10 protein-coding genes are annotated in these 14,314 nt (G+C 32.1%); 5 read left to right on the plus strand and 5 right to left on the minus strand.

Translation table 11 applies throughout. The features are described 5' to 3' along the window. Positions 1-92: 92 nt before the first annotated feature. On the plus strand, positions 93-1,139 hold the full coding sequence (locus P2W65_RS24645) for a hypothetical protein (protein ID WP_289662345.1): 1,047 nt from the start codon (positions 93-95) through the stop codon (positions 1,137-1,139). A 77-nt stretch (positions 1,140-1,216) separates the two neighbouring features. Here P2W65_RS24645 and P2W65_RS24650 read toward each other — a convergent pair whose 3' ends face one another. Next, positions 1,217-1,798 carry a TetR/AcrR family transcriptional regulator gene (locus P2W65_RS24650; RefSeq protein WP_289662347.1) on the minus strand — a complete coding sequence of 194 codons (582 nt, stop codon included), beginning with the start codon at positions 1,796-1,798 and terminating at the stop codon, positions 1,217-1,219. Positions 1,799-1,870: 72 nt separating this feature from the next. After that, positions 1,871-2,623 carry an SDR family oxidoreductase gene (locus P2W65_RS24655; protein ID WP_289662348.1) on the minus strand — a complete coding sequence of 251 codons (753 nt, stop codon included), beginning with the start codon at positions 2,621-2,623 and terminating at the stop codon, positions 1,871-1,873. Between the two features lie 227 nt (positions 2,624-2,850). Between P2W65_RS24655 and P2W65_RS24660 the strand changes: the two genes are divergently transcribed. Beyond that, entirely contained in the window at positions 2,851-5,220 is a 2,370-nt protein-coding gene (locus tag P2W65_RS24660; RefSeq protein WP_289662349.1) for a GAF domain-containing protein, read from the plus strand. Positions 5,221-5,374: 154 nt separating this feature from the next. Here P2W65_RS24660 and P2W65_RS24665 read toward each other — a convergent pair whose 3' ends face one another. Further along, positions 5,375-6,553, minus strand: coding sequence for a Pycsar system effector family protein (locus P2W65_RS24665; protein WP_289662351.1), 1,179 nt, complete (start codon positions 6,551-6,553; stop codon positions 5,375-5,377). A gap of 26 nt (positions 6,554-6,579) precedes the next feature. Here P2W65_RS24665 and P2W65_RS24670 point away from each other — a divergent pair, with 26 nt between their 5' ends. Next, complete coding sequence (locus P2W65_RS24670; protein ID WP_289662352.1) at positions 6,580-10,311, plus strand: metallophosphoesterase; 3,732 nt, start codon at positions 6,580-6,582, stop codon at positions 10,309-10,311. 136 nt (positions 10,312-10,447) lie between these two features. Here the strand turns inward: P2W65_RS24670 and P2W65_RS24675 are convergent, their stop codons facing one another. Further along, positions 10,448-11,305: an SdiA-regulated/phytase-like domain-containing protein gene (locus P2W65_RS24675; RefSeq protein ID WP_289662353.1), complete on the minus strand. Its 858-nt coding sequence runs from the start codon at positions 11,303-11,305 to the stop codon at positions 10,448-10,450. A gap of 91 nt (positions 11,306-11,396) precedes the next feature. Further along, entirely contained in the window at positions 11,397-12,449 is a 1,053-nt protein-coding gene (locus tag P2W65_RS24680; RefSeq protein ID WP_179002292.1) for a hypothetical protein, read from the minus strand. Between the two features lie 106 nt (positions 12,450-12,555). On the opposite strand from P2W65_RS24680, the gene P2W65_RS24685 reads away from it, so the two are divergent. Together P2W65_RS24685 and P2W65_RS24690 are read left to right on the plus strand one after the other, a co-directional pair. Then, positions 12,556-13,464, plus strand: a complete 909-nt coding sequence (locus tag P2W65_RS24685; RefSeq protein ID WP_289662354.1) for an ABC transporter ATP-binding protein — start codon at positions 12,556-12,558, stop codon at positions 13,462-13,464. Between the two features lie 7 nt (positions 13,465-13,471). Next, positions 13,472-14,308 carry an ABC transporter permease gene (locus P2W65_RS24690; RefSeq protein WP_289662355.1) on the plus strand — a complete coding sequence of 279 codons (837 nt, stop codon included), beginning with the start codon at positions 13,472-13,474 and terminating at the stop codon, positions 14,306-14,308. Positions 14,309-14,314: the final 6 nt, after the last annotated feature.

The raw sequence follows: 14,314 nt of genomic DNA on the forward strand, positions 1-14,314 counted from the left end.
AATATTTTAACATTTTTTAATACATTCGCCAATATTTTAATTTTCATCAAATTAAACTACCCCAACTCTTTGCATAACTAAACCATTTTTATATGATAGTTTTCGGTCATCGAAATTTTAAGATTAAAGAAATTCATCCTAACGAATTAGGATTAATAGACGATACAGACTACATGATCGAAATTCGTCAAAAATATGTTCATATTTACTTTATTCCATTTTTTGGAATAGGAAAAATTTGGGGAATCAGAAAACATGGAGAATTGTATGAACTTCCTATGCCATTCATTCACGAAATAAAAAGGAGAGAAATAAAAGTTCGCAGTCCTTGGTATACTTATACTTTACCCATATTATTACTTTTTGCTTCTATAATTTATTTTGGAGGAGAAGCCCTAAAAGAGCATGATCATGAAAAACGAAGCAAAATATATTTTACTGAAACCGTTCAAGGCATGTATTATAAAATTGATAATGCAAAAAGCAATGAAATTTATACATTGAATAATGTAGAAAAGGATGATTCAGAATCTAAAATGTATCTAAAAGTAGAAAAAGTATATCCTGAAAAAATTGTTTTTACCTTAATCCCAGGCTTTTTTCTCAACTCAACCAATACAGGAATAGAAGAATGCTACAATGATCACAAAGCAAATTTAGATATTATTGCTATCTCAAAAACAGAATTAAAAAAAGCGGTTAATGATGATTACGAACTTTCTAAAACCTATGCCTATAAAGGACAAAAATTACTGAACTCAAATATTTCATACGCGTTGACGGAAATAGAAAAGAAATTTGATCCAAAAATATCTATTGCAGACACTTCTATAGATTATAAAACAATAAAAATTCAATTGCAGAACAATAGTGGTGCTTTTAAAATTGTATCATTCAAAAATATCACAAACTCAATACCATGGAGTAATAAATTGCCAATTGAAGTAAGTGCTGGGACAAGTTCTAATCCTACTTTTTTTATTTTAGAAAATACAGAAAATGACAAATTTAGCTTCTATGGCAATCAAGATTATAGTACTGAATTAAAAATTATTGATTCTAACAACATAGAATACACCTATCTTCTTCGCGGACGCGGAGCTTCAAATTTTATAACCCTAAGCTCTGTAAAATTATAAATGCAATTGCTTAAAATCTTAACCCAAAAAAGGCAGTCAAAAATTTGACTGCCTTTTTTAGAATATAGCTTTTTACTTTAGAATACAGAAAATACTGCTTTTACAATATCATCATAAACTTGTTTATCTCTTTCTCCCGTTCTTGCCAAAACACGAATACCCGAATAATTATTGAAGATAAATCGAGCTAAAACTTTCGCGTCAAGCTGTTTGGAAATATGTCCTGACTCCTGCCCTTTTTTAACGGCATTTGTAAAAACTAATTCCATGGTCTGACTATTATCTTTGACAATCTTTGCAATCTCTTCATCATGCATAGCCAACTCAACAGAAGAGTTAACCATGAAACAACCCTTTGTAATTCGGTCTTCTAAACTTTCGATTACGGCTTGTTTAAAAATATCCCGCAATGTTTCTTTGACATTTTCAGACTTTTCTAAAAGTTCTTTTACAGTATTCTGAGCCTGTAGTTGATAACGCTGTAAAGATTTGGAAAACAACTTTTGTTTATCTCCAAAAGTATCATACAAACTCGAACGGCTTAAACCTAAATATGTTACCAAATCTTGGGCAGATGTTCCGTTATATCCTTTATGCCAAAAAATTTCGATTGCTTTATCTAAAGCCTTTTCCTCATTAAATTCTTTCGTTCTAGCCATGATATCCAAATTAATTTTCGTTACAAAGGTAATCATTAAACGGAACAATCGTTCCTGAATTAGTCAAAAAAATTACAATACAGTGTTTACAGTAAGTCCACCGTCAACAACAATCTCTGTTCCTGTAATAAATGATGCATCATCTGAAGCAAGGAAAGCAATAGTTTTTGCTACTTCAGCAGCTTGTCCAAAACGTTTTAATAAAATCTTTTGCCCTAAAGCAGCTCCTAAACCTTCTACTTCTTCTTTTTCTAAACCTACTTTTGCATACAGAGGTGTTTCAATTGGGCCAGGAGAAACGGCATTAACTCTGATTTTTCTTCCTGCTAATTCAGCGGCAAAGATTCTGTTTAAGGATAAAACTGCTGCTTTACTTGCTCCATAAACACTTGAACCCGGCATTCCCAATTGAGCATTTACAGAAGTATTAAAAATAATAGAACCTCCATCATTTAAAATTGGCAACACTTTTTGAACAGTAAAATAAACTCCTTTAACGTTCACATTCATTATACTGTCATAATGTTCTTCTGAGGCTGCATCTACTGGAGCAAAAGCTGCAATTCCTGCATTCAAAAATAAAATATCAACTTTTCCGAATTTTCCTTTTACTTCCTCAACCAAATTATCAATCGATTTTAGATCTGATTGATCTGCTACAATTCCAGTAACATTTAATTCTGTCTCGGCTTTTGCCAAAGCTTCTTTGTTTCTTCCTGTTACAATTACTTTTGCACCTTTTGATGCTAATTCTGCTGCAGCTGCATATCCAATTCCGCTGTTTCCACCTGTTACGATTGCAACTTTGTTTTCTAAATTTTTCATTTTATTTGTTATTTAAGTTATTGATTATTCAATTATTATGGCACAAAGATATTATAACGGAACGATCGTTCCGTTATTTACTAAGTTAATATTTTGTTAAAACAAATAACTGATTTTAGAAATGCCCGTCAAATAAGGAATTTATCTATGGAATAATAAAGGAAAGAAATCGTAAAATGTCGTTGATTCTTAATTTATCCTTAATTTTGCATTAAAAAATAAACAAGATGGATATTCAATTTTTCAAAGAAAGTCCTTTCACTACGATAATATCATTTCATAAGCTAATTGAATCATTTGAAGAAATTGCCTTGTCTGACGTCGATTATAGATCCAACTACGCTAAAGCTATTCTCAAACAAATTGAATTGATTCCAGAGCTTCGAACTGGAATTCAAGATTATTCGATTATTAAGGAGAATGAAGGTTTAATCAAAAATATCTTAGCCGATTTATTTCCTACTGCTTTAACCCAGAACGAAATAAAAGCTGTTACCATTCCCTTTCAAAATATCTCCTTTAATTATACAGAGCGTTTTAAAAAAATTCTAAAAAACGCTGGAGATGAATTTTATATGGAAATTCGTGATTTTGATGATCATCAATTTTATGTAAATAACTGCTGTTTGATATTAGCGTACTATTATAATTATAATATTGATTTTAATAAACCTTTTTTCTACGATATTCCAGATGAGGAAGGTGTCGAAAAACACTATCGTATTTTGTACAATGCAGATTTCATGGAAATTACTCCAACTGACAGCTCTGTAGAATTAACACAACAAGATATCGATCAATTGATTGATAACTACAACGATATTGAGTTGTGGAAATCGAAATTTCCTCCGGGAAGCTGGATTTTAAAAGGTTTTGGAATTGTCTCTCTTTTTGATGCTACCACCGAAAGTGCAATTTCTACATTAAAGAGTAATCTTTTAAAACCAAATACAAAAAGCCTAGACTCTGATAATATTCTGGAAAACATTTTTAGATCTATTTTTAAAATTCCGAGTCTAAAAGTTGGTTTTATTATTTATAATCCTGAAGAAGAAAAGTTCATTAGACCTATTAAATTCGACAAACAAATCACAAGTTTTTTACTTCACACGGATCAGGAAGTAGATTGTAAGAATGCTTTTTTTGGTTGTTCATTTGAAAACCTTCTCGATAAAAATGAGCCTTTTGTAATTTCAAATGTCAAAAAGTTTATCGAAGAATCAACAAACAAACATTTAGGCGAACATTTATTAACACAAGGAATTCAGAGCTGTGTTTTTGCTCCAGTTACAAAAGATGGTCATTTATTAGGCGTAATTGAATTGGTTTCTGAAAATGCTAGAGATTTAAACAGTGTAAATGCTACAAAACTAGAATTGGTTCTTCCGTATTTAACGGATACCATTGATCGTTACAATACCGATATGCAGCATCAGATTGAAGCGATTATTCAGCGAGAATATACTACGATTCATCCTAGCGTATATTGGAAGTTCAGGAAAGAATCTCAAAACTATTTCCAAAATATAAACCATACAAAAGATTATATTTTTAAAGAAATTGTATTTAAGAATGTATTCCCACTTTATGGTCAGATTGATATAAAAGGTTCTTCTGAACACAGAAATGAAACTGTAAAAATTGATTTAAAAAGTCAGCTTTCTGCACTTTTGGAAATTTTCGATAATCAAGAAGCAAACTCAAATCTGGTTCTTCTGGAGCAAAGAAAATTTGAACTGGAATCATTGCGAAGCGAATTGGATTTTCCTTTAAAAGCGGATACAGAACAGCATATTCAGCGATATATAGAAGAAGAAATTCATCCGATACTTAAAAACACAAAAAGTAACCCTAAAAGCGAAAAATTAGAAAAACTCTACTTTGAAACTCTGGACGAAAAAACAGGAATGTTTTATCAGGAAAGAAAGAAATTTGACAATGCTATGTCAATCATTAATAAAAGACTGGCAACGGTTTTAGATAAAAAACAAGTGGAAGCACAGCAGATTTATCCGCATTATTATGAGCGTTTTAAAACAGATGGTGTAGAACACAATTTATATATCGGAGCTTCAATTTCGCCTACAAAACCATTTGACATTATGTATCTGCATAATCTTCGTTTATGGCAATTGCAGACTTTGTGTGAAATGGAATTAGAACATCATCAATTGAAAGAATCGCTTCCATACGAATTGGATGTAACTTCTTTGATTTTGGTTTTCAGTTCGCCGCTTTCTATCCGTTTTAGAATGGATGAAAAACGTTTTGATGTTGATGGAACTTATAATGCGAGATATGAAGTCGTTAAAAAACGAATCGATAAATCGCATATTAAAGGAACAAGTGAAAGAATTACTGAAAAAGAGAAAATCACGATTGTATATTCTCAAAACAGCGAAGAAGCAGAATATTTAAAATACATCAAATATTTACAGCATAAAAAAATTCTAGAACCGGCAATAGAACAATTTGAAGTTGAAGATCTTCAGGGAGTTTCTGGTTTAAGAGCCATTCGTGTAAAAGTGATTAATAACACTTCAAACTCTGCAGTAAAAAAGATAACTTATCAAGATTTATTAGATGAGCTCAACTAAAAGTTGGGCTTTTTTTTATGGAACGCGGATGAAACTGATTCGCTATCGCGAAGACGCGGATGAACGCAGATTTTATTTTGATGAATTGATAATTAAAAATCCGTTTTTATCCGCGTCTTCGCGATAGCGAATCAGTAAAATCTGTGTCCAAATTTTAAATCGATTTAAAAGCAATTACGAACGAGATAACCGTAATAATCAACCCGAACATAAAGAAGTTGTAAGCAATACGCAGTAAATTGTACTTTCGTTGTAAAACCAATCCCAGATAATACAAATCTTTTATCATGGTTGAATACAGATAATCTCGGTCTTTCATCATTTCATTCATGGCCCAGTCATAATCTTCCAAAGGCATTTTATAAAAATTTCCAAAGAACATTAAATTTACTTTTTTGGCTTCAACATCTTCTCGTGTAAAAAATCCAGATGTCACTTTGGGTCTTGTAGAAAGAATCGCAAAAATAATTGTAATTACACTTGACATCAGCATGATGAAAGTTGGGACAACCAAATGTGCATTTTTAGGACTATCTAACTTTGGAATAATAGAAGATAAAGCTATTGAAATAATAATAGCATTTACTGATAATAAAATATTGGCTTTGCTGTCGGCAATGCCACTTAAGCGAGTATGATTTCCAAGCGTAACACGAAACAGAGTATCGATGCCGCGATCTGGTTTTTCTACTTTTTCTTTCTTTTTATTTTCTTCTTCAATTGCTGCGGCCGCTTTTAACTCTTGTTTATTGATTTTCTTCTGAATCAAAAGCAGATTTTTTTCTTTTAATGGCTGCCATTTTCTAAGAGCATAATCGGTGTAAAAGCGATGTTTGTTTAGTAAAAAGTTTAAGTTTTCTCTTGTCCATTCCGAATTGGAGAAACTTACAATTCCTGTGTTTTTTAATTCCAAACGCAATAATTCGCAGGTTGTAGTGTATTCTTCTCCCATTAAATGAGCATAATCGGCATCTCTGATTATCTTTTCTAAATGCGTTTTAGGTTCATATTCTTTAACTGTTGCTAGAATCAAACTTGAAACCAATGCAATAAACTCTTCCGATTTACCTTTTTCGCGTAAAAAATCAGCAGCTATTTTAACACTCGCTTTTTCATGATTTTCATAACCTTCTACATATCCTGCATCATGAAACCAAGCAGCAACCAAAAGCGCTTCCTTATCATCATCTTTAACATCCTCTTTTTTACAGAGTTCTTTTACCGCAGTAACTACAGTGAAAGTATGGTTAAAATTATGATAAGAATATAAATTAGAAAGTTTATCTTTGAGTAAATTACTGACGAAATCCTCGGATTGTTCTATTAGATTCATAAAGAATATTTTTATACCACTAAATTATGAAATTGTTTTTGGATAATCATTTTATTGCCAAAATTAAAACTGGAACGGTTACTTTATTGCTGCTTTCCCTCGTTTATTCTTGTGCAACTCACAAGCCCCAATACGGAAAAAATGTAAGTTCTATCGAGAATGAAAACGCAACCGATACCATAAAAATTGACCATACGTTTTTTCTTGTAGGAGATGCTGGAAATGCTGACGAAGAACAGGCACAGCAAACACTCGAACTTTTACATCAAAGACTGAAAAAAGCGAGTAAAAAATCTACTTTGCTTTTCTTAGGAGACAATATCTATCCGAAAGGTTTTCCAAGTGATAAAAAGTCTGGAGATAAGGCTTTAGCCGAAACCAAACTGAAAAATCAATTAAAGCTGGCAGATGGTTACAGAGGAAAAACTATTTTTATTCCCGGCAATCACGATTGGTACAGCGGTATTAAAGGCCTAGAATTACAAGCTGATTTTGTGACCAAACGTTTAAACGACAAGAAAGCATTTCTTCCAAGAAAATCATGTCCAATAGAAGATGTCAAAATTGATAGTATTACAACGTTAATAACTATTGATAGCGAATGGTTTCTAGAAGATTGGGACGATCATCCAACAATTAACGATAATTGCGAAATTAAAACAAGAGAAGCTTTTTTTGAAGAACTAGAAGGCCTTTTAAACAAAAATCAGGAAAAAACGGTTGTTTTGGCAATTCATCATCCTTTGTTGAGCAACGGAACTCACGGTGGACAATTTTCACTGGAAAAACAATTATTTCCATTAGAGAAAAAAATTCCGCTACCTGTCATTGGATCTTTTATTAATTTATTGAGAAAAACTTCCGGTGTTAGTCCGCAGGATATTCAAAATAAACAATATACAATTTATGCCAAGCGAATTAAAACGCTTTTGCAAAAGCAAAAAAATGTAATTGTAGTTTCGGGTCACGATCATAATCTGCAATATATCAGCAATGAAAATATTCAGCAAATTATTAGTGGTGCGGGATCTAAATCTGAAGCGGCGAGAGCTATAAACGAAAATGATTTTTCGTACGGAGGAAATGGTTACGCTACTTTAACTCTTTTTAAAAGTGGCGATGCTAAAGTTTCTTTCTATGGAAATGAAAATAATAAAGAAAAACTGCTTTTTGAACGCGAAATTATAAAAGCCAAAGAAATTAACTGGGCTTCGGATCTTTCGAATAAATTTCCATCCAAAATTACCACTTCTATCTATTCGCCAAAAATGACGGATAAAAGCTGGTTTCATAGTTTTTTATTCGGAAAACATTACAGAAAATATTACAGTATGCCAATTGAGGCCACTGTAGCAACTGTTGATACTTTAAAAGGAGGTTTGAAGCCTATTCGCGAAGGTGGAGGACATCAGTCTGTCTCTTTGAGAATGTCAGATCCAAAAGGTCGTGAATTTGTCATGCGAGGCATGAAAAAAAGTGCGACAGTATTTTTACAATCTGTTGCTTTTAAAGATCAATATGTAGTAAATGATTTTGAAGATACGTATGCCGAAAGTTTTTTATTTGATTTTTACACCACTTCTCATCCATACGCTCCTTATGCAATTGACGGTATGTCCAACAAAATTGGATTACTGCACACCAATCCGATTTTATATTATATTCCGAGACAAAATGGTCTGGGCGAATTTAATGCAGGTTTTGGAGATCAGTTGTATATGATTGAAGAAAGACCAGCTGATAATCATTTAGATGGAAAAAACTTCGGAAATCCAAGTAATATTATTGGAACTGATGATGTCATGCTGAATCTTCATAAAGATGAAAAATATTCGGTTGACGAAAAAGAATACATAAAAGCCCGTTTGTTTGATATTTTAATTGGCGACTGGGACAGACATAGTGATCAATGGCGTTGGGCCGAATTTAAAAAGGACGGAAAAGTAATTTATAAACCAATTCCGCGAGATCGCGATCAGGCTTTTGTAAAATATGATGGTGCTTTGCTTTCTATTTTAATGAATATCCCGGCATTGCGACACATGAGAACTTTTAAGGATAAAATTGGCAACGTTAAATGGCTGAGCAGAGAACCTTATCCTCAGGATTTGGCTTTCTTAAAAACGGCTGACCAAAAAGACTGGATTGAGCAGGCAAAATATATTCAGGACAATTTATCGGATGCTGATATTGAAAAGTCTTTTAAAAATATGCCTAAAGAAGTTCAGGATGAAACGGTTGACGAAATTATCCGAAAACTAAAAAACAGAAAAAGAGAGCTTCAGAAATATGCTGCCATTTATGCTGATGTTTTAAGCAGAACTGTTATGATTGCCGGAACAGATAAAAAAGACAAATTTGTTTTGAATCATAATGCAAAGAAAAGCATTGAAATTCAAGTTTTCAGATCGAAAAAAGAAGGCGACGAATTACAATACACTAAAACCGTTACCGATGCCAAAACTAAAAATTTATGGATTTACGGTTTAGATGATAATGATACTTTTGAAGTGAAAGGAAATTATAAATCGAATATTAAAATTCGTTTAATTGGCGGTCAGAACAACGATACTTACAATATTGAAAATGGAAGAAAGGTTATTGTTTACGATTTTAAATCAAAAGAAAACACCTATAATTTAGATTCTAAAACCCAAACACAGTTAACAGACGATTACGATGTTAACTTATACAACTATGAAAAACCGAAATACAATGTAGTTTCTGGTCTTCCAAATATTGGTTTTAACCCTGATGATGGTGTAAAAGTGGGCATCAATTTAAATTACACGGTTAATAATTTTAAACAGAATCCGTACACGCAAAGACATGTTTTAAATGCTTTTTATTATTTCGCAACAGGCGGTTTAGAGTTTAACTATGCGGCGCATTTCCCTGGATTACTTGGAAAATGGGTTATTGATGTGGAATCACTTTATACGACTCCAAATTTTGCCATGAATTATTTTGGCTACGGAAATGAGTCTAAATATGATGATGATTTAAGTTTGGATTACAATCGCGTCCGTATTAGAAAATTTAATGCTTCGGGAGCCATCAGACATGTTGGAAGATATGGAAGTGAATTCAGCGTTCAGCCTATATTCCAGAGAATGACGGTTGAAGAGACTGAGAATCGTTTTATTAATCTTCCAAATATTGTAAATCCAGATGTTTTTAACACTCAGAATTATGGAAGTTTGAAAGTGAAATATCTTTTCAAAAATTCTGATTTTGCTGCGAAACCAACTTTAGGAATGTATTTTATGATTGCCGGAACCTGGACAACTAATCTGGATGAAACCAATAAAAACTTTCCAACTCTAGAAAGTGCTTTAGGATTTACACATAAAATTGACAAAACTGGTAAACTTGTTTTAGCAAGTTATTTGAAAGGAAAAGCCATTTTCAATAATAATTATGAATTCTATCAAGGAGCGGCTCTAGGAGGCGATACCGATTTACGCGGATTTAGAAATGAACGCTTTTTAGGAAGTTCGTATTTCTCTCAAAGTTCCGATTTACGTTTAAGCATCGGCCGAATCCGAAAAACTATTGCTCCTTTTACTTACGGAATTCTAGGTGGTTTTGACTACGGACGGGTTTGGCTTGATGGCGAAAATTCTAAAAAATGGCATCACGATTACGGTGGAGGACTTTGGTTAAATGCAATTAATGTTTTAACTGCCAGAATATCATATTTTAAATCTCCTGACGAAATTGGAAGGGTTATTTTTGGAGCGGCATATAGCTTTTAAAAAAGGTGCTAAGATACTAAGGTTCTAAGGTTTTCTTAGATAGCGATAAAAAAGCCACGAATTCACGGATTTTAATTACAAATAATTCGTGAATTCGTGGCTAACTTTTTTCTTAGAAACTTAGCATCTCAGAACCTTAAAGTCTAAACTCATACACATTCCCTCCTATTTTATCGGCTTTTTCATCGGCGATTAACAGGGTGTTGTTGTCTTTGAAAACGATGGCTTCTTTTTGAGAAAAATGATTTAGTTCTATTTGGGTTTGAGTTCCTTTATGAAATAAATCTCCTTTGAATCCTTTAAACAAAAGAACTTTGTCGTGACTTAACAAAGCTACTTTTTTTCCGTCAGGACTTATTGTCGCACTCGTTAACACACAATGATTATAATTGTTACAGGTTTTAAACTCTCCTATTTTCATTGCTTTCTGAGTTCCAGAAGCATTTTTTATTTTGTAGATAAAAGCAGTTCCATCAAAACCTTTGCTTCTGTTTTTTGTAAAAAGGTAGAAATAACCGTTGTGTTCAAAGAAACTTTCTACATCGTAAAATAGTTCTTTTTTCTTTGGCGGAAATTCTTTTTGTTCCGGATACGAAAATGAAATTTTATATTCGGCGGAAGCCAAATCTTTATTTAATTGACTTTTTGCTACTTTATAAATGCACAGATCTCTACGTTCGTTATCGTTATTTCCGAAATCGCCAATGTAAATATTTCCAGCTTTATCTTTTGTAATGTCTTCCCAATCTACATTTTTGGCATTTGAAATCGTAATCGTTTTTTCTATTTTACCTTTAGAATTTAAAGCATAGATAGCATTTTTATTACCGCTGTCTTCTAAGGTATAAAGCAGATTGTTCTCAGGAAAATACGTTATTCCTGAAACTTCTTTTAATTTCTTTGGAAGCGAATAAAGCACTTTTAAATCATTCCCGGACTGCTGTTTGCAAGCCAATAAAACTATTGAAACGGCTATTAAAAAAGATTTTTTCATAAGATTATAATTTTGTAAACCATATAAGTCATATAAGTAAATTTAAGAAGCAGACTTCATGAACTTATATGATTTATATGGTTCAACCCTTTTAAACTAAGTTAGTATTTTTAAAATTACGTGTAATAAATTCGAATGCTGCATGCATGACATGTCCCATTGATTTGGCATTTTTAAATTTCATATCGTTGGTATATCTATATAATTCCATTTTGAGCTGGTTGAGATGCTCTTCGGTTGAAATGGTATCGTGACACATGATATTCAGAAGTTTTTTAATTCTGTTTTCCGCTGAATGAATACGTTTTGCCAAGATCGCTCTTTCTTCGTCTTTATATTGAATAATAGAACGTTCTTCTAGTTTTTCTTTAATCAGCTGAATCATTGGGAAATTTTCCTTGAAAAATTGCGGACGATATACTTTAAAATTTCCTTCGTAACATTGCTGGTCAAAATCGATCGGGCGGATTTTATACACCACCTGATCAAAATCGTGAATTGGAACAATGACATAATTATATGCCCTCATATCTCCCAAAAGACGAATCATACAGCGCTCATTAAACTTTACAAACTCTTTTGCAATCTGTGCTTTTTCCATTTCTGAACAGCCATCCAGCAAAGTGTCCATAAAAACGTCTCCTGGAATTCCAATAATATGCTCTTCGATTAAAGTATCATTATAAACTAGAAAGTTGATTTTATCCGGTGATAAAATATCTTCCAATTCCAAACCATAAATTCGGGAAGCATCGGCTTTTTTGATATAAAAATGAACGTAGTTATCATTGAGAATGTTTCGAACTTTAATTCTGAAAGGTTTGGAATTCCCAAAAGTACAGTAATCAATTGCATCAATATTTAGAAATTGAATAATCTCGCTGTTACCATCAGAATGCAAAAGTGAATAAATTCGTTTAAGGTTTAAGTCAATTTCATTGCGTTCAAATTCACTGTAATAAACGCGAATCCAAAGTGTGTCATTGTCATGTTTGTCATAAACATTTATCGATCCCGAAAAACGAAGCAAGTCATCATAAAACACAGAAACTTTAGAAATACGTTCGTATCGCTCCAAATAACTTAAAAGTGGTTGTGTTAAAGGATAAGAAGGTTTTTTTAAAACCATTAAAGGCTCGCTCATTTTGAATATCTTTATTACAAATTTACATCAATACGATTGAATGTTAGAAATTAAAGTAACAAAAATCAACTTGGCTCGTCATACTAAAAACTAAAACCAGAAAAATTTGGAAACCATATTAACCATTGAGAATCTAAATAAAAGATACGGCCGAATTCAGGCTTTAAAAAATGTATCTTTTACAATACAAAAAGGTCGTGTTTATGGCATTCTTGGCCCAAACGGCAGCGGAAAATCGACTACATTAGGAATTGTTTTAAATGTTGTCAATAAATCTTCTGGCAATTATCGCTGGTTTGACGGCAATGTAGAAACCCATGAAGCTTTGAAAAAAGTTGGTGCCATTATAGAAAGACCCAATTTCTATCCTTATATGACTGCCGAGCAAAACCTAAAACTGGTTTGCAAAATCAAAAATATCAATTACGCCAAAGTCAATGAAAAATTGGAATTGGTTGGTTTGAGTGAACGAAAAGACAGCAAGTTCAGTACCTTTTCTCTGGGAATGAAACAACGTCTGGCAATTGCATCGGCACTTTTAAATGATCCTGAAATTCTGATTTTAGATGAACCAACTAACGGATTAGATCCACAGGGAATTCATCAAATTCGAGATATTATCAAAAAAATTGCCTCGCAGGGAACTACTATTTTATTGGCTTCACATTTATTGGATGAAGTTGAAAAAGTGTGTTCTGAAGTAATTGTTTTAAGAAAAGGAGAAGTTTTGTATTCTGGGTCTGTAGACGGAATGGCTGCAAATGAAGGTTTCTTCGAAGTTTCTTCAAATGACAACGAAGTTTTAAAATCGGTTTTAAGCAATCATGATGCTGTTGGACAAATCAAAGAAGAAGATGGAAAAGTTTTGGTCTATCTAAAATCAGACTTGTCAGCTTCTGAGTTAAACCAATTTCTGTTTTCTAAAAATGTTGTTTTAAATCATTTGGTAAAACGAAAAAACAGTCTTGAAGCTCAATTTTTAGAATTAACAAAAAACACCAATCCAAAAAACTAACCAAGTTATGAAAAGACTTCTCTCTATAGAATTACAAAAAATCTGGATGAACAAAGCCAGTAAAATATTGACTTTAACTTATTTCATATTACTTTCTTTTATAGCTTTAATTGCTGCCATAAAATTTGATATTGGCCCGTTCAAATTTCATTTGGCTGAAATGGGAATTTTCAACTTTCCTTTTATCTGGCACTTCAATACTTATGTGGCTGCTATTCTTAAGCTTTTCCTTGCTATTGTAATTGTTTCAATGATGGCAAATGAATACAGTTATGGAACTTTAAAACAAAATTTAATAGATGGTTTAAGTAAAAAAGAATTCATTCTGTCTAAATTTTTAACGGTTGTTTTGTTTGCATTTATCTCAACTGTTTTTGTTTTTGTAATGAGTTTAATTTTAGGATTAGTTTTTTCTTCTTATACTGAAATTGATATTATTTTTACTGATTTAGATTATCTTTTAGCCTTTTTTGTCAAACTGACAGGTTTCTTTTCTTTCTGTTTATTTTTAGGAATTTTTGTAAAAAGATCAGCATTTGCTTTAGGTTTTCTTTTAGTGTGGAGTATTATTGAAAGCATATTAAGAGGATTTCTAGCTTTTAAAGTATTTCCTGAAAGTAATACTGATGAAAAAATCACACAGTTTTTTCCTTTAGAATCCATGTCCAATTTAATTGTCAATCCAGCTCCTAGATTGTCTGTAGTTAAAAATATTGGTACTCAAATTGGAATCGAAACAGACATTGATTACAGTGTAAGTTATTTTGGTATTTTAATCGTTTTAGCATGGACTTTCTTATTTGTTTATTTTTCTTACAAACTATTAAAAAATAGAGATTTATAGTATATT

Source organism: Flavobacterium panacagri (assembly GCF_030378165.1).
Classification (GTDB): Bacteria; Bacteroidota; Bacteroidia; order Flavobacteriales; family Flavobacteriaceae; genus Flavobacterium; species Flavobacterium panacagri.